Origin of the sequence: Micromonospora sp. NPDC005237 (assembly GCF_040607775.1) — a bacterium.
Lineage (GTDB): Bacteria > Actinomycetota > Actinomycetes > Mycobacteriales > Micromonosporaceae > Micromonospora.
In genome coordinates this window covers 355,048-376,915 of sequence record NZ_JBEXHJ010000004.1, presented here as the reverse complement: position 1 = coordinate 376,915, position 21,868 = coordinate 355,048, and the positions used below count along the sequence as shown (strand labels likewise).

The 21,868-nt window shown below is 72.0% G+C and carries 18 protein-coding genes; 15 read left to right on the top strand and 3 right to left on the bottom strand.

All coding sequences use genetic code 11. From position 1 onward, the window contains the following. The 4 genes from ABZT87_RS14225 to ABZT87_RS14210 all read left to right on the top strand — a co-directional run bounded on the left by ABZT87_RS14225 (window position 1) and on the right by ABZT87_RS14210 (window position 4,604). Entirely contained in the window at window positions 1–687 is a 687-nt protein-coding gene (locus ABZT87_RS14225) for an ABC transporter permease (RefSeq protein ID WP_354861107.1), read from the top strand. Then, the gene (locus ABZT87_RS14220; RefSeq protein ID WP_355135777.1) at window positions 684–1,421 is read left to right on the top strand and encodes an ABC transporter permease; all 738 of its coding nucleotides are present in this window, start codon (window positions 684–686) and stop codon (window positions 1,419–1,421) included. The genes ABZT87_RS14225 and ABZT87_RS14220 overlap by 4 nt, the downstream gene beginning before the upstream one ends. 241 nt (window positions 1,422–1,662) lie before the next feature. Beyond that, the gene (locus ABZT87_RS14215; RefSeq protein ID WP_355135775.1) at window positions 1,663–2,643 is read left to right on the top strand and encodes a glycine betaine ABC transporter substrate-binding protein; all 981 of its coding nucleotides are present in this window, start codon (window positions 1,663–1,665) and stop codon (window positions 2,641–2,643) included. A gap of 110 nt (window positions 2,644–2,753) precedes the next feature. Then, window positions 2,754–4,604 carry a hypothetical protein gene (locus ABZT87_RS14210; protein ID WP_355135773.1) on the top strand — a complete coding sequence of 617 codons (1,851 nt, stop codon included), beginning with the start codon at window positions 2,754–2,756 and terminating at the stop codon, window positions 4,602–4,604. Between the two features lie 4 nt (window positions 4,605–4,608). Here ABZT87_RS14210 and ABZT87_RS14205 read toward each other — a convergent pair whose 3' ends face one another. Beyond that, complete coding sequence (locus tag ABZT87_RS14205; protein ID WP_007466075.1) at window positions 4,609–5,796, bottom strand: NADH-quinone oxidoreductase subunit D; 1,188 nt, start codon at window positions 5,794–5,796, stop codon at window positions 4,609–4,611. A 104-nt stretch (window positions 5,797–5,900) separates the two neighbouring features. Here ABZT87_RS14205 and ABZT87_RS14200 point away from each other — a divergent pair, with 104 nt between their 5' ends. Next, window positions 5,901–7,358, top strand: a complete 1,458-nt coding sequence (locus ABZT87_RS14200; protein WP_355135771.1) for an insulinase family protein — start codon at window positions 5,901–5,903, stop codon at window positions 7,356–7,358. Here the strand turns inward: ABZT87_RS14200 and ABZT87_RS14195 are convergent. Further along, the gene (locus tag ABZT87_RS14195) at window positions 7,325–8,680 is read right to left on the bottom strand and encodes an SAM-dependent methyltransferase (protein ID WP_355135927.1); all 1,356 of its coding nucleotides are present in this window, start codon (window positions 8,678–8,680) and stop codon (window positions 7,325–7,327) included. The genes ABZT87_RS14200 and ABZT87_RS14195 overlap by 34 nt on opposite strands. A 307-nt stretch (window positions 8,681–8,987) precedes the next feature. On the opposite strand from ABZT87_RS14195, the gene ABZT87_RS14190 reads away from it, so the two are divergent. From ABZT87_RS14190 to ABZT87_RS14160, 7 genes are all read left to right on the top strand, one after another. Next, the gene (locus ABZT87_RS14190) at window positions 8,988–9,959 is read left to right on the top strand and encodes a Rossmann-like and DUF2520 domain-containing protein (protein WP_355135769.1); all 972 of its coding nucleotides are present in this window, start codon (window positions 8,988–8,990) and stop codon (window positions 9,957–9,959) included. After that, window positions 9,956–10,804, top strand: a complete 849-nt coding sequence (gene panC, locus ABZT87_RS14185; RefSeq protein ID WP_355135767.1) for a pantoate--beta-alanine ligase — start codon at window positions 9,956–9,958, stop codon at window positions 10,802–10,804. The genes ABZT87_RS14190 and panC overlap by 4 nt, the downstream gene beginning before the upstream one ends. Window positions 10,805–10,847: 43 nt before the next feature. Beyond that, window positions 10,848–11,276: an aspartate 1-decarboxylase gene (gene panD / locus ABZT87_RS14180; RefSeq protein WP_355064958.1), complete on the top strand. Its 429-nt coding sequence runs from the start codon at window positions 10,848–10,850 to the stop codon at window positions 11,274–11,276. 96 nt (window positions 11,277–11,372) lie between these two features. Continuing rightward, on the top strand, window positions 11,373–12,269 hold the full coding sequence (locus tag ABZT87_RS14175) for a septum formation family protein (RefSeq protein WP_355135765.1): 897 nt from the start codon (window positions 11,373–11,375) through the stop codon (window positions 12,267–12,269). Window positions 12,270–12,377: 108 nt separating this feature from the next. Beyond that, window positions 12,378–14,072, top strand: coding sequence for an L-aspartate oxidase (locus ABZT87_RS14170; RefSeq protein ID WP_355135763.1), 1,695 nt, complete (start codon window positions 12,378–12,380; stop codon window positions 14,070–14,072). Then, window positions 14,069–14,965, top strand: coding sequence for a carboxylating nicotinate-nucleotide diphosphorylase (nadC, locus tag ABZT87_RS14165; RefSeq protein WP_355135761.1), 897 nt, complete (start codon window positions 14,069–14,071; stop codon window positions 14,963–14,965). The genes ABZT87_RS14170 and nadC overlap by 4 nt, the downstream gene beginning before the upstream one ends. 17 nt (window positions 14,966–14,982) lie before the next feature. Continuing rightward, window positions 14,983–15,741, top strand: coding sequence for a type III pantothenate kinase (locus tag ABZT87_RS14160; protein ID WP_234587497.1), 759 nt, complete (start codon window positions 14,983–14,985; stop codon window positions 15,739–15,741). A 38-nt stretch (window positions 15,742–15,779) separates the two neighbouring features. On the opposite strand, the gene ABZT87_RS14155 is transcribed toward ABZT87_RS14160, so the two are convergent. Further along, window positions 15,780–16,520 (bottom strand): class I SAM-dependent methyltransferase, encoded by a 741-nt coding sequence (locus ABZT87_RS14155; protein WP_355135759.1) that lies wholly within the window; start codon window positions 16,518–16,520, stop codon window positions 15,780–15,782. A gap of 90 nt (window positions 16,521–16,610) precedes the next feature. Here ABZT87_RS14155 and lysS point away from each other — a divergent pair, with 90 nt between their 5' ends. The 3 genes from lysS to ABZT87_RS14140 all read left to right on the top strand — a co-directional run bounded on the left by lysS (window position 16,611) and on the right by ABZT87_RS14140 (window position 21,655). Next, window positions 16,611–18,119 (top strand): lysine--tRNA ligase, encoded by a 1,509-nt coding sequence (gene lysS, locus ABZT87_RS14150; protein WP_354861609.1) that lies wholly within the window; start codon window positions 16,611–16,613, stop codon window positions 18,117–18,119. Window positions 18,120–18,231: 112 nt separating this feature from the next. Continuing rightward, window positions 18,232–18,576, top strand: coding sequence for an Lsr2 family protein (locus ABZT87_RS14145; RefSeq protein WP_007466057.1), 345 nt, complete (start codon window positions 18,232–18,234; stop codon window positions 18,574–18,576). 535 nt (window positions 18,577–19,111) lie between these two features. After that, a complete protein-coding gene (locus tag ABZT87_RS14140) occupies window positions 19,112–21,655 on the top strand; it encodes an ATP-dependent Clp protease ATP-binding subunit (protein WP_354861611.1) in 2,544 nt (847 codons plus the stop codon). Window positions 21,656–21,868 lie beyond the last annotated feature (213 nt).

Below are 21,868 nucleotides of genomic sequence, written 5' to 3'. Positions count from 1 at the left end.
ATGTCCTTCCGCCTGAGCTACCGGGCCGACCCGGGTAACCCCTGGTTCTCCTGGCAGTACGTGCGGGACAACTCTGACACGATCCTCGCCGCCATGCGCGAACACGCCTCCCTCACGGGACGCGCGGTGCTGATCGCGGTGCTGATCGCCCTGCCGTTGTCCGTGCTCGCGTACTGGGTCCGCCCGCTGGCCGGCCCGATCCTCGGCGTCACCGGCGTGATCTACACCATCCCGTCACTGGCGCTGTTCGCGTTCATCGCGCCGTACCTGGGCACCGGCGCCACCACCGTGCTGGTCGGGTTGGTCCTGTACGCGCTGCTGCTGATCGTCCGCAACGTGGTGGCGGGGCTCAACCAGGTGCCGCCGGAGGTCGGCGAGGCCGCCGAGGGCATGGGCTACGGCCGCTGGCGGCGGCTCTTCCGGATCGACCTGCCGCTGGCGATCCCCGGCATCCTGACCGGGTTGCGCCTGGCCACCGTGTCGACGGTCGCGCTGGTCACCGTCGGCGTGCTGGTGGGGCACGGCGGCCTCGGTCAACTGATCTTCGCGGGCTTCCAGAACAACCTCTACAAGGCCGAGATCATGACCGGTACGGTGCTCTGCGTGGCGCTCGCGGTGCTGCTGGACCTGCTGCTGGTCCTCGTCGGCCGGCTGGTCACCCCCTGGTCCGCCCGGGGCGTCCGGTGAGCGCCGCGGCCAACCCCGTGCACCAGGCGGTGCTCTGGCTCAACGACCCCCTGAACTGGAGCAACCCGGGCGGCATCCTGGACCGGCTCGGCGAGCACCTGACGATCTCCGCCCTGGCGGTGGCGCTGGGCTGCCTGGTGGCCTGGCCGGTCGGGCTGTGGCTCGGGCACACCGGCCGCGGCGGCGGTCTGGTGGTGCTGGTGTCCAACGCCACCCTGGCCATTCCCACCCTGGCGCTGCTGACCATCCTGCCGCTGACCTTCCTCGGCTTCGGGCGTACGCCGGTGGTGGTGGCGCTCGCCGTCTTCGCCATTCCGCCGCTGCTGGCCAACGCCTACACCGGCGTACGTCAGGCGGACCCGGAGGCGCGCGACGCGGCCCGCGGGATGGGCCTGTCCGGCGGGCAGTTGCTGCGCCGGGTGGAGCTGCCGCTCGCGGTGCCGTACCTGGCGGCCGGCTTCCGGACCGCCGCCGTGCAGGTCATCGCCACGACCGCGCTGGCCTCGTTCGTCAACGGTGGCGGTCTCGGTGAGATCATCCGTACCGGATTCGGTCTGAGCATCGCCGCCGGTGGCGGGCAGATCGTGGCCGGTGGTGTGCTGGTGGCCGGGCTGGCACTGCTGGCCGAGCTGCTCCTCGGGATCGTCGAACGCCTGGTCACCCCCCGTCCGCTGCGACGCGGACGGCAGCGCGCGGGCCGCGCCCGGCCCGCCGACGCCACCGGCCGCGCCTGACGCGCCGTCGCGATCCGTCCGGGTGAGCGGACGCCGAAGCGGCGACCAGCGGCGGGCCGGTCGGTGACGATGCGGTGACGAAGCCCATCCCGGGTTGTCGGTCGCTCGCGGACCATGTTGGGTGGAAGTCGCGGGCGGCCGACAGCCGGGATCGCCCGTCGGACACGCGGCCGGCCCGGGACGGGTCGCGCCGGGACACGGAAGGCGGGCGGCACACATGCGCGCACGTACACGTCTGGCGATGGGCGCCATCGGCGCCATCGCCGGAGCAGCACTCCTCACCGGGTGTGGCGACGCCGGCTCGTCCGGCACCGACGCCCCCCAGACGAGCGCCTCCGGCGCCGGGTGCGCTCCGGTCGCCGGTCAGCAGCTCATCGCTCTGACGGACGACAAGAAGCTCCAGAACTCCGACAACGTCATTCCGGCGGTCAACAGCAAGGTGGCCAACCCGCAGCTGATCGCCGCGCTGGACAAGGTCTCCGCGGCGCTCGACACGCCGAAGCTGATCCAGCTCAACAAGGCCGTCGACGCCGACCGCAAGACCCCCAAGGTGGCCGCCGAGGAGTTCGCCAGCGCCAACAACATCACCGCGGGCATCGCCAAGGGCCCGGGTGGCGACATCGTGGTGGGCGCCGGCAACTTCAGCGAGAGTCAGACCCTGGGCGAGCTGTACCGGATCGTGCTCACCGCCGCCGGTTACCAGGTCAAGGTGCAGCAGATCGGCAACCGGGAGCTGTACGAGCCGGCGCTGGAGAAGGGCGAGATCCAGGTCGTCCCGGAGTACGCGTCGACCATGGCCGAGTTCCTCAACACCAAGGCCAACGGCAAGAACGCCCAGCCGGTGTCCTCGCCCGACATCAACACGACGGTGACCAAGCTCAAGGCCGAGGGCGACAAGGTGGGCATCACCTTCGGCACCCCGGCCGCCGCGCAGGACCAGAACGCGTTCGCGGTCACCCAGCAGTTCGCCGACAAGTACGGCGTGCGGACCCTCTCCGAGCTGGCCGCGAAGTGCTCCGGCAGCGCGACGGTGCTGGGCGGCCCGCCGGAGTGCCAGCAGCGTACGTTCTGCAAGCCGGGCCTGGAGAAGACGTACGGGCTCTCGGTGGGCTCGTTCTCCTCGCTGGACCAGGGCGGGCCGCTGACCAAGAACGGGCTGCGTGAGGGCAAGATCAGCGTTGGTCTGGTCTTCTCCTCGGACGGTGCCTTCGCCACCAGCTGAGGTTCCTTTCGGGTGTGCCGTGGACGCCCCCTCCCCATCTCGGGGCGGGGGCGTCCACGCGTCCGGGGACCCGTTCCCTCCGCTGGGGATCGTCGGTAGGCTGCACAGCCATGCCAGCCCCGGTCACCCCCGACGCCCGGCGTCAACCGCTGTTGCTGACCGTGCTCTTCTGGGGCGGCGTGGCCCTGGCCCCGGTGGCGGCGCTGATCCTTCTGGTCGCTGACGGTAACGGCCCGCTGCGCTTCGCGGCGGTGCTCGCCATCGTGGCGGTGGTCCTGATCGGCCTCTCCATCGCGTTGCGTCCCGACGGTGACGACGGTCGGGCCGATGAGCTGCTGGACGAGATCGAGGAGCTGCGCCGGGAGTTGCGCGCCGAGATCGTGGCCGCCGCGCAACGCGGCAACCAGGCGCTCGACCAGGCGCAGCGAGCCCAGGAGGGGATCGCGGCGGTCCGCCGCCGCCTCGATGCCACCGGAGCGGCCCTCGCCGGCGCCGCCCCGCCGGCCGAGCCGGCAGGCGCCGGGCGGGTGCGGGTGCCGGCCGCCGACCCGGTGGACGAGACTCCGCCCGCCCGCAGCCGGGTACCGGTCCCCGGCGACGCCCCGGTCGCCCGGGTCCGGGTGCCCGCTCCGGAGGAGGCCGTCGGCCGGGTTCGGAGCCCGGGTCCGGGCGAGGTGGCTGGTCGGGTTCGGGTGCCGGACGAGGCCGCCGATCGGTGGGGTCGCGACGAGCGCGCCGACGACGAACCGGCGTACCGCCACCGTGCCGCCGCCGACGCGCCCCCCGAGCCAGCCGCCGGCGGTGTGTACGGCGCCGAGCGGTCCGCGGCCGGATACGCCGCCGCTCCCCGCCCGCGTGAGCACGACCGCCCCCGTGAGCACGACCGCTCGGAGCCGGCGCACCGGCCGGTGGGCGTGGTCCGGCACACCGAGACCGTGCACGTCACCACCCGGCACACCGTCGTCGACGGCGGACCGGCCGAGCCGGGCGGGCGCTACGGCGGCGGGTACGCCGGCCAGTGGACCCCGCCGGCCCAGGAATGGACCCGGGGCGGCCCGGAGGGACGTGCCCGGCCGGCCGACCGTTCGTGGGGCGAGCCGGAGAACCCCCGGTCCACGTACGCCGACGACCGTGCCCGCCCAGCCGACGACCGGGCCCGCTCTGCCGACGACCGCGCTCGGCCCGTCGACGACCGGTCCTGGGGTCAACAGCCCGCCGCCCGGGGTGAGTCCGGTTGGAAGGGCGCACGGGACGGCTCGGGCTCCGACCGGAACGGGCCCGACCGCGGCGACGAGGAGCCGGGCTGGACGGCTCGCCGCGACGAGCCGGAGTGGACCGGCCAGCGCGACGTGTACGCCCAAGCCGACGAGCCCGCCTGGGGCGGCCGATCGCAGCACGACGACCGTGGCTGGTCGGAGCAGGCCGAGCCCGACCACGCCGGTGCGCCGCAGCCCGGTCCCGCCCTGCGGGCGGACGACACCGGCGAGTACTGGTCGCAGTTGCGGGCCGGCGACCGGTGGGCGGCCGTCCGGGACGACGGGAACGGCCGTGAGCTGCACGTCGGTGAGCGCCGGGCCGAGGTGCACGCCGACGCCACGGGGACCGAGTACCGGATGGCGGACCGCTGGGCGTCCGTCCGCCAGGAGGACCCACGCCGCCACGAGGACCCGCGCCGCCACGACGAGCCACGCCGCCACGACGACGCGCGCCGCCACGAGGACTCACGCTGGCAGGACGAGCGCGAGTCGTACCACCGGTCCGAGCCGGGCGGCCGGCCGGCGCTGCCGGTCGGCGGCGTGCCCGTGCCGGACGAGTGGCGCCCGCCGCGCCAGCGCGGTCACGAGCCGGAGCCCGCCCCCGAGCGGGCCGGCCGCCGCCGGGTCGAGGAGCGGTACGGCTACCCGCCGCAGGACGACGTGCCGCGTGCCGGCGGCGCCCCGGTCACCGACCGCTGGCGCTGACGCGTCACTTGTCGATGTCGCCGACCACGAAGAACATCGAGCCGAGGATGGCGATCAGGTCCGGCACGAGGCAGCCCGGAAGCAGGGTGGCCAGCGCCTGCACGTTCGCGTACGAGGCGGTGCGCAGCTTCAACCGCCAGGGGGTCTTCTCGCCGCGCGACACCAGGTAGTAGCCGTTGATGCCGAGCGGGTTCTCCGTCCAGGCGTACGTGTGCCCCTCGGGCGCCTTGAGCACCTTCGGCAGGCGGGTGTTGATCGGCCCGGTCAGCCGGTCCACCCGGTCCAGGCACTGCTCGGCGAGATCCAGCGAGACGTACACCTGGTCGAGCAGCACCTCGAAGCGGGCGTGGCAGTCCCCGGCGGTCTTGGTCACCACCGGCACGTCCAGCTCGTCGTACGCCAGATAGGGGTCGTCGCGGCGCAGGTCCAGGTCGAGTCCGGAGGCTCGGGCCACCGGCCCGGACGCGCCGAACGCGGCGGCGTCGGCGGCGGACAGCACGCCCACGCCCACCGTGCGGGCCAGGAAGATCTCGTTACGCCGGATCAGGTGGTCGAGGTCGGGCAGCCGCCGACGGACCTCGCCGATCGCCGCGCGGGCCCGCCCGGTCCAGCCGTACGGGACCTCCTCCTTCAGCCCGCCCACCCGGTTGAACATGTAGTGGATGCGGCCGCCGGAGACCTCCTCCATCACGGCCTGGATGGTCTCCCGTTCCCGGAAGGCGTAGAAGACCGGTGTGATGGCCCCGATCTCCAGCGGGTAGGAGCCGAGGAACATCAGGTGGTTGAGCACCCGGTTCAGCTCGGCGAGAGCCATCCGCAGCCAGGTGGCCCGCTCCGGCACCTCCATGCCCATCAGGCGTTCCACCGCGAGCACCACACCCAGCTCGTTCGAGAACGCCGAGAGCCAGTCGTGCCGGTTGGCCAGCACGATGATCTGCCGGTAGTCGCGCACCTCGAAGAGCTTCTCCGCGCCCCGGTGCATGTAGCCGACGATCGGTTCGCAGGCGATGACCCGCTCGCCGTCGAGCACCAGCTTCAGGCGCAGCACGCCGTGCGTCGAGGGATGCTGCGGGCCGATGTTGAGCACCATGTCGGTGCCGAGCTGCTGATCGCCGGTGCCGGCGACCAGACCGGCCCCGGTGCCGACGGTCAGTTCACGGAGGGCCCCGGCGTCGGTGGTCATGCCCGTCATCGTGCCACGGCGGCGGTGCCCCGGGTCATGGCGACCGCTCAGCGCCACCGCGTCGGCCAATCGGCTCATGTGGTCGTCGGACCCCCGCCGTAGCATCCCGATCCATGGAGCGGACGGAGATCGACGGAGTGCCGGTTCGGTGGAAGCAGGGGCCGGCGCCGCTGAGCGCCACCCTGCTGTTCGGCTGCGGCGCGCGGGACGAGACGTTCCGCACCATCGGGGTCACCCACCTGATCGAGCACCTGGTGATGAGCACCCTGCCCCGCCTGCACCACGAGCACAACGCCTCGGTGGACCTGCACGTCACCGAGTTCACGGCGACCGGCCGGCCGGAGCAGATCGTGGCCTTCCTCGCCGCCGTCTGCGACGGTCTCCGGGCCCTTCCGCTCGACGGTCTCGAGAAGGAGGCGGGTGTGCTGGCCGCGGAGGGCGGCCACTGCACCGATCCGACGACGGCTGCGCTGCTCACCCAGCGGCTCGGCGTGCAGGGCGCGGGGCTCGCGCCGTGGACCGGTCCGGGCTACGACCGGCTGACGCCGGAACAGATCCGCGAGTACGCCGCACGTTGGTTCGTGGCCGGCAACGCGGTGCTGCTGCTCACCGGCCCACCGCCGGAGGGCCTGCGGCTGCCGCTGCCGGCCGGGCCCCGACCGGATCATCTCGCGCCGACGCCCGTGGCGACCGCCGAACCGATCTGGTGTGAGCACCTCGTGCCGTCGGTGGGGGTGTCCCTGGTCGGCGACGACGACGCGGCGATGGCGCTGGGCTCCCAGGTGCTCTCCCAGCGGCTGGAGCAGATCGCCCGGCGCACGCACGGCCTGAGCTACGAGGTGGGCGGTGACGTCGTCCTGCTGGGCAACGGACAGCAGTTGGTGACGGTCACGGTGGACGCCCGTGAGGGCCAGGAGCCGCAGGTGGCCGCCCTGCTCTGGGAGGAGCTGAATCGCCTGGCCACGGAGGGACCGACGGCTGCCGAACTGGCCGAGGAGTGCGCCGCCGCCCGCGAGATGATCGAGGACCCGCGCGCCGTCGAGGCTTATCTCCACCGGTCCGGCTTCCGGGAACTGCTGGGCCTGCCGCAGATCACCCCCGAGCAGCGGCTGGCCGACTTCCTGGCGGTCACGCCGGAGGATGTCCGCGTGCGGTTCCAGGCCGCGCTGCCCAGCGCGCACCTCGTCGTACCGTGCGGAGTGACCCTCTCGCTCCCCGGGCTGACCGAGGGCGGCTGTCCTCGTCTTCCCGAGCAGCCCGAAGGTCGAGTGTTCCACCCGCCGATGCTGGCGAAGGTGCTCGCCCGTGAGGCGCGCGGCCTCCGGCTGATCCTCACCGACGACGGGGTAGCGCTCCGCGACCCGGACGGCGACGTGCACCTGGTCCGCTTCGACGAGGTGGTCGGCGTCGAGGAGGACGGCGCCGCGCGTACCGTCTTCGGCCGCAACGGCTGCCACGTCCTGGTCGATCCGGACATGTTCCGCGGTGCCGAGCGGGCGGTCCGCGCGGTCGACGCGGCGGTCCCGGCCTCCCTGCGTTACCGGCGCTCGGAACTCGTCGGGCTGGACTGAACGACGTCGGCGATGCCGACCGGTTGGCGCAGCCACCAGTGGCCGCCGAGCCCGGCCGGGTCGGTCAGCTCGGCCACCGCCGACGCGGCGGCCAGCGCCCGCACGTAGCCGACCGGGTCGGTGCCGGCCAGGCTGAGCGGCGGTCGTCCACCGTCGGCCCCGAGCGCCCGCAGCGCCTCGGCCTGCGAGACCAGGGAGTACGCACACCGGGCGACCGCCGCGCCGGCGGAGGCGACCGAGTCCATGGCCACGTGCGCGGTCACATCACTCGACCCGTCCGGCACCGGAGGCACCTGCCGCCCACCCCGATACCCGGTCAACGTCCCGTCCACCGGTCTGCCGTCGCGCAGGTGTCCGTAGTCGACCGCCACCGCCAGCCCTCGGCTGATCCTGCCCACCGCGTGTGCCCAGGCTTCGTCCCTCGGCCTTCCTATTTCTGCCCGGTTGCTGTGGGGGTTCGGTTGGTCGCGTTGGGGGGTCTCCGGGCAGCCCGGCCGGCTCCGGGCGGTCAGGCTTGATCCCTGCGCCGGCCGGGCTGCCCGGAGACCCGACTCGCTTCCGCCAGTCGCATCAGTCGAGGTTGAACCACCGGTCACGGCACGGTCCGCACCGCGCGGGCTCGCGGGACCGGGCCACCAGGTGGTCAGCCAATCAAGATCAGCAGGGTCGACTGGCCCGCCTATCGTCTCCACACCGCTCTCGGGTTCGACAAGTACATACCGCCAGCCACCGGTGGTGTGCAGTGCCACGTCCAACGGCACGTTGTCCAACCACTCGGTAGCCAGCAGCACCCCCGTGATCTCACCGGGGATCTCGGCGGTCCAGTGGATCTCCTCTGGGAGGTCGTCGGGTCGGGGCGCCAACTCGACAGCGGTGAACCGCACCCGTTCCGCCAGCGAACGGGCGGTGATCGACGACCGCTCGCCGGGTGACTGACGGACGGCGGTCGTTGGAGTCAGGGTTTCGGGGGAGCCCGCCCACGCAGGGATCAAGCCTGACCGCCCGGAGTGGGTGGGCTCCCCCGAAACCCCCACCGCAACCCTGCCAGAGTGGGCGGGCTCCCCGGAAACCCCCACCGCGAGCCCGACGGCATCTTCAGACGCGAGAAGGCGGCGCAGGGCCAGCAGCAGTTCCCCCCGCCCAGCCCCAACGTCGACCACGTCCAGCCGTGATGGATGGCCGAGGGCAGAGTCCACCTCCGCGACAAGGCGCAGGAGCGCGGCGGCGAAGGCGGGGGAGGCGTGCACGCTGGTCCGGAAGTGGCCGGCCGGCCCGGCGCCGGCCACGAAGAAGCCGTCCGGCCCGTAGAGGGCCTGGCTCATCGCGTCCCGCCACGGGATCGGCGTTCGGAGCGCAGGAGACGTCACCGTGCCGACCCTACGGCCACCGGTCCGGTGGCGACTCCCGATCCCCGTCGCGCGGTCCGCGGGTGGCCGCGGTCACCGTCGCCCTTCGGGCTCGGGTCAGCAGATCTTGGACAGTTTCCGTTAGCTGCTAACGGAAACTGTCCAAGATCTGCACACGGGGCCGGTGGTGGTGAAGGTTTTCACACATGCTTGTCTCGGTTCGGCGAGCCGGGCGCATACTTGCGATCGACCGGTACCCCTTCTCGAGGACTGGATCGTCGTCATGAGCGCACCGCTGCGCCCGCGTCCGGCCGCCCAGCTTGGGCCTGCCGCACCGCGGGATTCCGCCGTCACCGGCGCCCCAACCTCCCGTCTGCTCACGGTCGGCGTCGTCGGCGCCGGTCGGGTCGGGGCCGTGCTGGGCGCCGCGCTCGCCGCCGCCGGCCACCGGGTGGTGGCTGTCGCCGGTGACTCCGGGACCAGCCGCGCGCGGCTCGCCCTGCTGCTGCCCGAGGTGCCCCGCCGCCCGGTCACCTCCGTCGCCCGCGCCGCCGCCGACCTGCTGCTGATCGCGGTGCCGGACGACGCGCTTGCCGGAGTGATCGCCGACCTCGCCGACCGGGGTGCCCTGCACCCGGGCCAGGTGGTCGCGCACACCTCGGGCGCGCACGGTCTCGCCGTGCTGGCGCCGGCCGCCGCGGTCGGTGCCCGGCCGCTGGCCCTGCACCCCGCCATGACCTTCACCGGTACGCCGGACGATCTGCCCCGGCTGGCCGGCATCTCGTACGGGGTGACCGCCCCGGCGGACCTGCGCCCGCTGGCCGCCCGGCTGGTCACCGACCTCGGTGGCGTGCCCGAGTGGGTGGCCGAGGCGGACCGCCCGCTGTACCACGCCGCGCTCGCGCACGGCGCGAACCACCTGGTGACCCTGGTGAACGAGGCGACCGACCGGCTGCGGGACGCCGGCGTGGCCCGCCCGGAGAAGGTGCTCGCCCCACTGCTGCGGGCCGCCCTGGAGAACGCGCTACGCCTCGGCGACGACGCGCTGACCGGTCCGGTCTCCCGGGGCGACGCGGGCACGGTCGAGCGGCACCTGGCCCGGCTGGCCGCCACCGCGCCGGAGTCGGTCCCCGCGTACCTGGCGTTGGCCCGACGTACCGCCGACCGGGCGATCGCCGCGGGCCGTCTGCGACCGGTGGACGCCCAGCCGCTGCTCGGTGTGCTCGCCGGGACGAGCCGGGAGGTGGCGGCATGACGCAGCTTGTCCACACGCGCGCCGAGTTGGCCGAGGCCCGGGCCGCGTTGAAGGGCACCGTCGGCGTGGTGATGACCATGGGCGCCCTGCACTCCGGGCACGAGACGCTGCTGCGCGCGGCCCGGGACCAGTCCGACCACGTGCTGGTGACGATCTTCGTGAACCCGCTGCAGTTCGGGCCGAACGAGGACTTCGACCGCTATCCGCGCACCCTCGACGCCGACCTGGAGGTGTGCCGGCGGGCCGGCGCCGACCTCGTCTTCGCGCCGTCGGTGGCCGACATGTATCCGGACGGACAACCCCGGGTGCGCCTCGACCCGGGTCCGCTCGGCGGGGAGCTGGAGGGCGCGAGCCGCCCCGGCTTCTTCCACGGCGTGCTCACCGCGGTCCTGAAGCTGCTCCAACTCACCCGTCCCGACCTTGCCTTCTTCGGCGAGAAGGACTATCAGCAGCTCACCCTGGTGCGGCGGATGGCCCGGGACCTGGACGTCCCGGTCGAGGTGATCGGCGTACCGACCGTTCGGGAGCCGGATGGGTTGGCGCTGTCCAGCCGCAACCGTTACCTGAGCGAGCCCGAGCGGGCGGCGGCGCTGAGCCTGTCCGCCGCGCTGCGGGCCGGGGCCCGGGCCGCCGACGACGGCCTGGACGCGGGGGAGGTGCTGTCCGCCGCGCACGCCGCGTTCGGCGCCGGTACGCCCGGCGCTCAGCTCGACTACCTGGTGCTCACCGACCCCGAGCTGGAGCCGGGGCCGGTGTCCGGGCCGGCCCGGCTGGTGATCGCCGCCTGGGTCGGCGCCACCCGGTTGATCGACAACGCGGCGATCCACCTCGCCCCTCGTCCCTGACCCGGCCGCACCCACCACCACTCTTTTGCGAAAGGCGAGCCCGATGCTGCGGACCATGCTCAAGTCGAAGATCCACCGGGCCACCGTGACCCAGGCCGACCTGCACTACGTCGGTTCGGTGACGGTGGACGAGGACCTGCTCGACGCCGCCGATCTGCTCCCCGGCGAGCAGGTCGCGATCGTGGACATCACCAACGGCGCCCGGCTGGAGACGTACGTCATCCCGGGCGAGCGGGGCAGCGGCGTGATCGGCATCAACGGCGCCGCCGCGCACCTCGTACACCCCGGTGACCTGGTCATCCTGATCTCGTACGGGCAGATGGACGACGCCGAGGCCCGGTCGTACCGGCCGCGGGTGGTGCACGTCGACACCGACAACCGGGTCGTCGAGCTGGGGGCGAATCCGGCGGTGGCGGCCCCGGGCACGGCCGGCGACCCGATGCCCAACCCGTTCGCCGTGTCCGGAGTCTGATCTCGCGCGAGCCGATTCCGGTCTGTCACCGGAAGGTCATTTGCGGTTACCCTGGGCACGCTGGCGGAAGCCGGTAGGTGGCTGGGGGAGGCCGCGATGCGCCGTGCCATGACGACCCTGTTCGCCACTGCCGTCACGGCAGTGTTGCTGGTCGGCTGCGCCGGGTCCGGTGGTCTGGACGGTGACCTGACCGACGACTGGGCGGCGCTGCCACCGGCCACGGCGTTCACGCCGGCCGTCGGGGTGTGTCAGGCCGCCGACTTCGTCGAGGTGGTCACGCTGGCCGCCTACCAACCCATGGACTGCGCCGGCCCGCACCGGGTGGAGACCGTGCACGTGGGGACGTTCCCGGCCCAGCGGGCTGCCGCCCCGGCCAACGGGTCGGTGGAGCTGCGCGGCGCGTTCACGGAGTGCGACACGAGGGCCTCGGCGTACGTGGGCGACGACTGGCGGGCCGGGCGACTGCGGCTGTCGGTGGCGCTGCCCTCCGGGCCGGGCTGGGCAGCCGGTTCCCGCTGGTACCGGTGCGACCTGACCGAGCTGACGACTGTCGAGGCGGCAGCCACGGTGGTGGTCCGGTCGGGCAGCCTGCGGGACGCGTTGAAGGGGGCCTCCGGGCTGCGGTTGGGCTGCCAGCAGACCCGCGCCGGGGCGGGCCGGGGCGTGCAGACGCTGGTCCCGGTGGAGTGCGGCGGCCGGCACGACGCCGAGTTCGTCGGGGTGTGGCGTGCGCCGGACAAGCCGTACCCGGCCAAGGATGCCGACTGGGCGCCCCTCTACACCGGCTGCCGCAGCGTCCTCGGCCGCTATGTCGGCGTACCGGACGACTCCGACCTGCGGTTCCGCAGCGGCGTGGTGGTGCGCCCGCCCGGTGCGGGGCGTTGGCGGGTCGGTGACCGGGGGGTCCGCTGTTACCTGTGGCTGAGCGACCGTACGGTGAGCGCGTCGTTGAAGGGCGCGGGCCCGGCCGGCCTGCCGGTGCGGACGAAGTGACCGCGGCCGACCGCTCGGCGCGGCGCGGTCCGCGCCGGACGTGGTAGCCCAAACCACTCGTTGAGCCCCCGCCTCCCTCGGCGAGGATCGTTCGGGTTGACTGGTGGGATGGACGTTCCGACGGTCGACCTGCCGGCCCTGCCCAGACTGCTGGCCGCGCCCGAGCCCGGCTGGGTGGAGACCACCGACGTGATCGTGGTGGGCTCCGGGGTGGCGGGGTTGACCGCTGCGTTGCACCTGCGCGAGGCGGGCCTGCACGTCACGGTCGTCACCAAGGTCAACATTGACGACGGCTCGACCCGGTGGGCGCAGGGCGGCATCGCCGCCGTGCTCGACCCGACGGACACTCCGGCGGCGCACGCCCGGGACACCGAGATCGCCGGAGTGGGGATCTGCGACCCGGCGGCGGTCCGGGTGCTCGTCGAGGAGGGGCCGACCCGGCTGCGGGAGCTGATGCGGATCGGCGCCGAGTTCGATCGCCACCCCGACGGTTCGTTGATGCTGACCCGCGAGGGTGGGCACCGCGCGGACCGGATCGTGCACGCGGGCGGGGACGCGACCGGCGCCGAGGTGCAGCGCGCCCTGCACGCCGCCGTGCAGCGCGACCCGTGGATCCGGCTGGTCGAGCACGCCCTGGTGCTGGACCTGCTGCGGGCGCCCGGCGACGGCCCGGACGGGCTGGGTCCGGCCTGCGGGATCACCCTGCACGTGCTCGGTGAGGGCAGCGAGGACGGCGTCGGCGCGCTGCTGGCCCGGGCGGTGGTGCTGGCCACCGGCGGGATGGGCCAGATCTTCGCGGCCACCACCAACCCGGCGGTGTCCACCGGCGACGGGGTGGCGCTGGCGATGCGGGCCGGCGCGGCGGTGACCGACGTGGAGTTTGTCCAGTTCCACCCGACCGCCCTGATCACTCCGCCGGGCGCGGGGGTGCCCGGCGCCGGGCACGCGCAGCAGCCGCTGGTCTCCGAGGCGCTGCGCGGCGAGGGCGCGTACCTGGTGGACTCCGACGGCAAGCGGTTCATGGTGGGCCAGCACGAGCTGGCCGAGTTGGCCCCCCGGGACGTGGTGGCCAAGGGCATCCACCGGGTGCTGCTGGCCAGCGGTGCGGACCATGTCTTTCTCGACGCCCGCCATCTGGGCGGCGATTTCCTGGCCGGGCGGTTCCCGACCATCGTGGCGTCCTGCCTGGCGATCGGCGTGGACCCGGCCACCGATCTGATCCCGGTCGCCCCGGCCGCGCACTACGCCTCCGGTGGCGTCCGCACCGACCTGCGCGGCCGCACGTCGATCCCCGGCCTGTACGCCTGTGGCGAGGTCGCCTGCACGGGTGTGCACGGCGCGAACCGGCTGGCCAGCAACTCGCTGCTGGAGGGGCTGGTGTTCTCCCGGCGGATCGCCGACGACATCGCGGCCGGCCTGCCCGAGCAGGCCCAACCGGCGGACGTCGGCGCGTGGCGCGGCGGTGCGGGCTGGGTCCTGCCGGCCGGGGTGACGCCGACGCTCCAGCAGGCGATGACCCGGGGCGCCGGGGTGCTCCGGTCCGCGGCGACGCTGGCGGAGACGGCCGGGACGCTGACCGAGCTGGGCGCGGCCCGGGGCCGACCGCGAACCGCCGACTGGGAGGCGACCAACCTGCTCACGGTGGCGTCGACGCTGGTCGCGGCGGCGTACGCCCGCGGTGAGACCCGGGGTTGCCACTGGCGGGAGGACTTCCCGACGGCCGACGAACGGTGGCTGGGCCACCTGGTCGGGTCGGTCGGGGCGCAGGGCCGGGTGACGGAGCAGTGGGAGGGGAAGCCATGACGGGGTCGACAGAGGCGGCGTTGCGGGCGACCGGGCTGGACCCGGAGCAGGTGCGGCGAGTGATCGAGACCGCGCTGGTCGAGGATCTGGGGCCGGATTTCCTGGACGTCACCAGCGTGGCGACCATTCCGGCCGAGCAGACCGACACCGCCGACCTCGTGGCCCGCGCCGACGGCGTGGTGGCCGGGCTGGCCGTGGCCGCCGCCGTGTTCGAGCTGGTGGGCGAGGTGACCGGCTTCGGTCGTACCGTCGAGGTGTCGGTGCTGGCCCGCGACGGTGAGCGGGTGGCCCGCGGCGACGTGCTGGCGACGGTGACCGGCCCGACCCGGCTGCTGCTGACGGCCGAGCGGACGGCGCTCAACCTGCTCTGCCGGATGTCCGGGGTGGCCACCCACACGCGTGCCTGGGCGGACGCCCTGGCCGGCACGAAGGCGATGGTGCTGGACACCCGCAAGACGACGCCGGGCCTGCGGGCGCTGGAGAAGTACGCGGTGCGGGCCGGCGGGGGCACCAACAAGCGGATGGGCCTCTACGACGTGGCCATGATCAAGGACAACCACAAGCTGGCGGCCGGAGGCATCACGGCGGCGTACCGGCGGGTCCGGGAGGCGTTTCCGGAGGTCCCGGTGCAGGTCGAGGTGACCACTGTCGCCGAGGCGGTGGAGGCGGTGGAGGCGGGCGCCGACTTCCTGCTCTGCGACAACATGACCCCGGAGGTGTTGGCCGAGGCGGTGACCGCGGTGGGCGACCGGGCGGAGCTGGAGGCGACCGGCGGTCTGACCCTGGAGGTGGCGGGCCGGTACGCGGCCACCGGCGTCGACTTCCTCTCGGTGGGCGCGTTGACCCACTCGTCGCCGATCCTGGACATCGCGCTGGACCTGCGTACGGAGTAGTTGTCTAGGCTGCGTGCGTGCTGCTCTGCATCGACATCGGAAACACCAACACCGTGCTGGCGACCTTCGACGGCGACAAGCTGGTGCACTCCTGGCGGATCAAGACCGATGCCCGCTCGACGGCGGACGAGTTGGGCCTGATGTTCCGGGGTCTGCTCGCCGGGGACAACGTCGAGATCACCGGCGTGGCCGCCTGCTCCACGGTGCCGGCCGCGCTGCGGTCGCTGCGGACCATGCTCGGTCGCTACTACGCCGACCTGCCGAGCGTGATCGTCGAGCCGGGCGTGCGGACCGGGGTGCAGCTGGCGATCGACAATCCGAAGGAGGTGGGCGCCGACCGGGTGGTGAACACACTGGCCGCGTTCACCCTCTACGGCGGGCCGTCGATCGTGGTGGACTTCGGCACCACCACCAACTTCGACGTGATCAGCGGCCGGGGCGAGTTCCTGGGTGGGGCGTTCGCCCCGGGCATCGAGATCTCCTTCGACGCGCTGGCCGCCCGCGCGGCCCAGCTGCGCAAGGTCGAGGCCACCAAGCCCCGCTCGGTGATCGGCAAGAACACCGTGGAGTGCCTCCAGGCCGGTCTCTACTTCGGGTTCGCCGGGCAGGTGGACCGGATCGTCGAGCGGATGACCGAGGAGTTGGGCGAGGTGAAGGCGGTGATCGCCACCGGCGGTCTCGCCTCCCTGGTGATCAACGAATGCAGCACCATCACCCACCACGAGCCGATGATCACGCTGATCGGCCTGCGGATGGTCTACGACCGCAACCTGTGAACCCCGGCCGCCGTCGAGACCGGCCTCCGTGCGGGCCTTCAGCGCCGCCGGGCCCGCAGCACGATCGTGCGGTACGGCAGGTCGACGGTTTCCCGCCCGGCCAGCTCGGGATGGCCCGCGAACAGGTCGCGCAGCTCCCGGTCGATGCGCGCGCGCCGCTCGGGTGGGGCGGTGAGCCAGTACGAACGGGTGTGCAGCATCGCGACCACCTCGTCGGGTGCGAGCGTCGTGTGGTGCGTGAACTCGCCCAGCTCGACAGGTGTGAACGCGGAGCCGAAGTCCTCGTACCGTCCGACGACGTCGCCGGCGTTGTCACCGAGGTGGGCGATCCGACCCAGCTCGGCCACCCACGCGACCCGCTCGTCCCGCATGTTCCAGATCGGGGCGAACGTCCCGCCCGGCCGGAGCACCCGCGCGATCTCGGCGTGCGCCCGCTCCCGGTCGAACCAGTGGTACGCCTGCCCCACCACCACGGCGTCCGCGACCCCGTCGGGCAGCGGCACCGACTCGGCGCCGCCGGCCAGCGCGGTGACGCCGGGGGTGGCGGCGTCCAGTTGGGCGCGCATCTTGGGGTCCGGCTCCACCGGGGTCACCTGGTGGTCGAGGGCGAGCACTCCCCGGGTGAGAATGCCGGTGCCGGCGCCCAGGTCGACGACCTGGGCGGAATCGCCCAGCCCGTCGAGCGCCCACCGCACGGCTGCCACCGGATAGCGGGGTCGAAACCGGTCGTAGTCGGCCGCCGCCGCCCCGAACGAGAGGGCCTGAGTGTGATCCGCCATGGCGGGCAGGTTATCCGGTAACGACCCCCTGAGGGCTTGAGTACGCTCGGGCCTGACCCCGCCGACAATCCTTCGTTGAGGAAGCGTGCCGTGACCGAGCAGAACGCCGTGCCAGTTGACCCCGCCGACGACCTTCCCGAGCAGATGAAGGTCCGCCGGGAGAAGCGGGACCGGATGCTCGCCGAGGGCGTGGAGCCGTACCCGGTCGGTTTCCCCCGGACCAGCACGCTCGCCGAGATCCGCGCGAAGTACGCGGATCTGCCCACCGACACCGCCACCGGCGACGAGGTCTCGGTCACCGGCCGGGTGATCTTCGTACGCAACACCGGCAAGCTCTGCTTCGCCACCCTGCGCGACGGCGACGGCACCGAGTTGCAGGCCATGCTCTCCCTGGACCGGGTCGGTCCGGAGCGGCTGGAGGCCTGGAAGCGCCTCGTCGACCTGGGCGACCACGTCGGCGTGACCGGTGAGGTGATCACCAGCCGCCGGGGCGAGCTGTCCGTGCTCGCGCAGCGGTGGGAGATGACCGCCAAGGCCCTGCGGCCGCTGCCGGTGGCCCACAAGCCGCTCTCCGAGGAGGCTCGGGTCCGGCAGCGCTACGTCGATCTGATCGTCCGGCCGCAGGCCCGGCAGATGGTCCGCACCCGGGCGGCGGCGGTGCGTAGCCTGCGCGATTCACTGCACGGCCAGGGCTTCATCGAGGTGGAAACTCCGATGCTGCAACTCCTGCACGGTGGCGCGGCGGCCCGACCTTTCGTGACCCACAGCAATGCGTTGAGCACCGATCTGTATCTGCGAATCGCTCCGGAACTGTTTCTGAAGCGCGCGGTCGTTGGTGGTGTGGACCGCGTCTTCGAGATCAACCGCAACTTCCGTAATGAGGGCGTCGACTCCTCGCACTCACCGGAGTTCGCGATGCTGGAGACGTACCAGGCGTACGGCGACTACGACACGATGGCCGAGTTGACCCGCAATCTCGTGCAACAGGCGGCGATCGCGGTCAGCGGCTCGACGGTGGTGACCCATGCCGACGGGCGGGAGTTCGACCTGGGCGGCGAGTGGCGATCGGTGACCCTGTTCGGGGTCCTTTCCGAGGCGCTCGGCGAGGAGGTCACGGTCCGCACCGAACGTTCCCGGCTGGTGGAGTACGCGGACAAGGTGGGATTGGCCGTGGACCCGAAGTGGGGCCCGGGCAAGCTCGCCGAGGAACTGTTCGAGGAACTGGTCGTCCCCGGCCTGCAGGCGCCCACCTTCGTACGCGACTACCCGGAGGAGACCAGCCCGCTCACCCGGGCGCACCGCAGCGAGCCGGGGCTGGCCGAAAAGTGGGACCTCTACGTTCTCGGCTTCGAGCTGGGCACCGCGTACTCCGAGCTGGTCGACCCGGTGGTGCAGCGGGAACGGCTGGTGGCCCAGGCGCAGCTGGCCGCCCGTGGCGACGACGAGGCGATGCGTCTCGACGAGGACTTTCTCCGGGCCATGGAGTACGGAATGCCGCCGGCCGGGGGTATGGGAATGGGAATCGACCGGCTGTTGATGGCCCTGACCGGCCTCGGAATTCGGGAAACGATCCTCTTCCCGTTGGTCCGCCCGGAGTAGTCGTCCGCCGACTCCCAGCGAGTCGTAACGGCATCCTATTGACGGGGCGAGCAGCACGGGGGTTATTGTGCTCTCGTTAGCAGGAGCGCCCTGCTCGAAAGGAATGTGGGACGTGGCCAAGCAGATCATTCACAAGCTGGTCGATGACCTGGACGGTGGGGACGCTGACGAGACCGTCAAGTTCGCGCTCGACGGTGTTCAGTATGAGATCGACCTGTCCGGCGCCAACGCCGCGAAATTGCGCGACGTATTCGCGCCGTACGTCGGTGCCGGCACCAAGGTGGGTCGCGGTGGCGTGGTGATCGGTGGGCGGGCCGCCCGCGGTCGCGGTGGCGCCACCGCCGACCGGGAGCAGAACAAGGCGATCCGGGAGTGGGCCAAGAAGGCCGGCAAGGACATCTCGGACCGGGGCCGTATCCCGCAGGAGATCGTCGACGAGTACCACGCCAAGCGCTGATCCGTTCAGCTGACCGGTGGCAGCCGCCACCGCAGGGCGACACCGACGCCGGGCCGGAGCATTTTCCGGGCCGGCGTCGCCGTATCCGCGCCCGGACGGGCCGGTCGGAATGTTTCCCGGGCCGACCGGCGTTGTCCACAGGCAGTGGAGTAACTATCCACAACCTGTGGACAACTTCCCGAAAGGGTCGGGTGCGGCCACCCACAGGGCCTCGGCTCGGCGCTCGCCTTCCGCGATCCGCCCGTCGAGAGCCCCTGGAGGCCGTCGCAGACCCTCCCCGGCCCCTGCGGAGCCTTCCGTGGGGTCGGTCGGATTTCGCTCTGCGCGTAGCGCCAGGGGTACCGGAACACCTCCTGAGCGCGGACGGTTGTGCAAAACGACGTGGAACTGACCCAGACCGGAGAGACACGACCTCAGCCGAGTCGGTCAGCGACGATAGAGTAAGGAGGCACGGACGCCCGTCCTGGACGTTCGTGCACCGGCCCCGCCGAGATCTAGACCATCAAGGCGCACGGCACGTGAGGAGCACGAGGGCATGTTCGAGCGGTTCACCGACCGAGCGCGACGGGTTGTCGTCCTGGCCCAAGAAGAGGCCCGGATGCTCAACCACAACTACATCGGTACGGAACACATCCTGCTGGGCCTGATCCACGAAGGTGAAGGCGTCGCGGCAAAGGCCCTGGAGAGCCTCGGCATCTCCCTGGAGGGCGTCCGCCAGCAGGTCGAGGAGATCATCGGCCAGGGCCAGCAGGCGCCGAGCGGGCACATCCCGTTCACGCCGCGGGCCAAGAAGGTGCTGGAGCTGTCGCTGCGCGAGGCGCTGCAGCTCGGCCACAACTACATCGGCACGGAGCACATCCTGCTCGGGCTGATCCGCGAGGGTGAGGGCGTCGCCGCCCAGGTGCTGGTCAAGCTCGGCGCCGACCTCAACCGGGTCCGCCAGCAGGTGATCCAGCTGCTCTCCGGCTACCAGGGCAAGGAGCCCGCCGCGGCGGGTGCCGCGCCGGGTGAGGCCGCGCCGTCGACCAGCCTCGTGCTGGACCAGTTCGGCCGCAACCTGACCCAGGCCGCCCGTGAGGGCAAGCTCGACCCGGTCATCGGGCGCGAGAAGGAAATCGAGCGGGTCATGCAGGTGCTCTCCCGCCGTACCAAGAACAACCCGGTCCTGATCGGTGAGCCCGGCGTCGGTAAGACCGCCGTGGTGGAGGGGCTTTCCCAGAAGATCATCAAGGGCGAGGTGCCCGAGACTCTCAAGGACAAGCAGCTCTACACGCTCGACCTCGGTGCGCTGGTCGCCGGTTCCCGCTACCGCGGTGACTTCGAGGAGCGCCTCAAGAAGGTGCTCAAGGAGATCCGCACCCGCGGCGACATCATCCTGTTCATCGACGAGATCCACACCCTGGTGGGTGCGGGTGCCGCCGAGGGCGCGATCGACGCCGCGAGCATCCTCAAGCCGATGCTGGCCCGTGGTGAGCTGCAGACCATCGGCGCCACCACCCTGGACGAGTACCGCAAGCACCTGGAGAAGGACGCCGCTCTCGAGCGCCGCTTCCAGCCGATCCAGGTGGGTGAGCCGTCGCTGGCGCACACCATCGAGATCCTCAAGGGCCTGCGCGACCGGTACGAGGCGCACCACCGGGTGAGCATCACCGACGCCGCTCTGGTGGCTGCGGCGACGCTGGCCGACCGGTACATCTCCGACCGCTTCCTGCCGGACAAGGCGATCGACCTGATCGACGAGGCCGGCGCCCGGATGCGGATCCGTCGGATGACCGCGCCGCCAGACCTGCGTGACTTCGACGAGCGCATCGCCCAGGTGCGTCGCGACAAGGAGTCCGCGATCGACGCGCAGGACTTCGAGCGCGCCGCCCAGCTGCGCGACAAGGAGAAGCAGCTCCTCGGCCAGAAGGCTCAGCGGGAGAAGGAGTGGAAGGCCGGTGACCTGGACGTCGTCAGCGAGGTTGACGACGAGCAGATCGCCGAGGTGCTCGGCAACTGGACGGGCATCCCGGTCTACAAGCTGACCGAGGAGGAGACCTCGCGCCTGCTGCGCATGGAGGACGAGCTGCACAAGCGCGTCATCGGCCAGGAGGACGCGGTCAAGGCGGTCTCGAAGGCGATCCGGCGTACCCGGGCCGGCCTGAAGGACCCGAAGCGCCCGTCGGGCTCGTTCATCTTCGCCGGCCCGTCCGGTGTCGGTAAGACCGAGCTGTCCAAGGCGCTCGCCGAGTTCCTCTTCGGCAGCGAGGACGCCCTCATCCAGCTGGACATGTCCGAGTTCCACGACCGGTACACGGTGTCCCGCCTCGTGGGTGCTCCTCCCGGCTACGTCGGCTACGACGAGGGCGGGCAGCTGACCGAGAAGGTGCGGCGTCGGCCGTTCTCGGTGGTCCTCTTCGACGAGATCGAGAAGGCCCACCCGGACGTGTTCAACACGCTCCTGCAGATCCTGGAGGACGGTCGGCTCACCGACGGTCAGGGCCGGATCGTGGACTTCAAGAACACGGTCATCATCCTGACCACCAACCTGGGCACCCGCGACGTGGCCAAGGCGGTGTCGCTGGGCTTCCAGGCGTCGGAGGACTCCGAGTCCAACTACGACCGGATGAAGCAGAAGGTCAACGACGAGCTCAAGCAGCACTTCCGGCCTGAGTTCCTCAACCGGATCGACGACACCATCGTCTTCCACCAGCTGCGCCAGACCGAGATCCTCTCGATCGTGGACATCATGATCCAGCGGATCGAGTCGCAGCTGCGCAACAAGGACATGGGTCTGGAGCTGACCGACAACGCCAAGAAGTACCTGGCGGCGAAGGGCTTCGACCCGGTGCTTGGTGCCCGTCCGCTTCGTCGCACGATTCAGCGCGACATCGAGGACAACCTCTCCGAGCGGATCCTCTTCAACGAGCTGACCCCCGGTCAGATCGTCGTGGTGGACTGCGAGGGCGACCCGAACGACATCGACAAGTCCAAGCTCGTGTTCCACGGTGCGGACAAGCCGGTCGAGGTTCCGGACGCCGTCCCCGCCGACCTCGGTGGCACCGCCGCCGGCACCGCCGCGGCGAGTGCCGACGAGTAGCACGACCAGCAGCAAGGGGCGGGGCCCCGGTGGCGCAAGCCACCGGGGCCCCGCCTTTTCGTCGTCGGGGGCACTGGTCCGCTAGGTGCCGGACGACAGGCAGGCATCTCTGTGTCGCAGGCTTTGCTCTGCTTCAGCGGACGCAACACCATGTGTCCGTTATCCGGACACCGAGTGTTGCGTGGGTTGAAGCAGAGCAAAGGTGACGGGAGC

Bases quoted from the DNA above. Each gene is read 5' to 3' on its own strand.
- panD (WP_355064958.1), top strand. From the start codon at position 10,848: ATGCTGCGGACCATGCTCAAGTCGAAGATCCACCGGGCCACCGTGACC.
- ABZT87_RS14170 (WP_355135763.1), top strand. From the start codon at position 12,378: ATGGACGTTCCGACGGTCGACCTGCCGGCCCTGCCCAGACTGCTGGCC.
- nadC (WP_355135761.1), top strand. From the start codon at position 14,069: ATGACGGGGTCGACAGAGGCGGCGTTGCGGGCGACCGGGCTGGACCCG.
- panC (WP_355135767.1), top strand. From the start codon at position 9,956: ATGACGCAGCTTGTCCACACGCGCGCCGAGTTGGCCGAGGCCCGGGCC.
- ABZT87_RS14155 (WP_355135759.1), bottom strand. From the start codon at position 16,520: ATGGCGGATCACACTCAGGCCCTCTCGTTCGGGGCGGCGGCGGCCGAC.
- ABZT87_RS14140 (WP_354861611.1), top strand. From the start codon at position 19,112: ATGTTCGAGCGGTTCACCGACCGAGCGCGACGGGTTGTCGTCCTGGCC.
- ABZT87_RS14195 (WP_355135927.1), bottom strand. From the start codon at position 8,680: ATGAGCCAGGCCCTCTACGGGCCGGACGGCTTCTTCGTGGCCGGCGCC.
- ABZT87_RS14190 (WP_355135769.1), top strand. From the start codon at position 8,988: ATGAGCGCACCGCTGCGCCCGCGTCCGGCCGCCCAGCTTGGGCCTGCC.
- ABZT87_RS14175 (WP_355135765.1), top strand. From the start codon at position 11,373: ATGCGCCGTGCCATGACGACCCTGTTCGCCACTGCCGTCACGGCAGTG.
- ABZT87_RS14200 (WP_355135771.1), top strand. From the start codon at position 5,901: ATGGAGCGGACGGAGATCGACGGAGTGCCGGTTCGGTGGAAGCAGGGG.
- ABZT87_RS14215 (WP_355135775.1), top strand. From the start codon at position 1,663: ATGGGCGCCATCGGCGCCATCGCCGGAGCAGCACTCCTCACCGGGTGT.
- ABZT87_RS14210 (WP_355135773.1), top strand. From the start codon at position 2,754: ATGCCAGCCCCGGTCACCCCCGACGCCCGGCGTCAACCGCTGTTGCTG.
- ABZT87_RS14205 (WP_007466075.1), bottom strand. From the start codon at position 5,796: ATGACGGGCATGACCACCGACGCCGGGGCCCTCCGTGAACTGACCGTC.
- ABZT87_RS14225 (WP_354861107.1), top strand. From the start codon at position 1: ATGTCCTTCCGCCTGAGCTACCGGGCCGACCCGGGTAACCCCTGGTTC.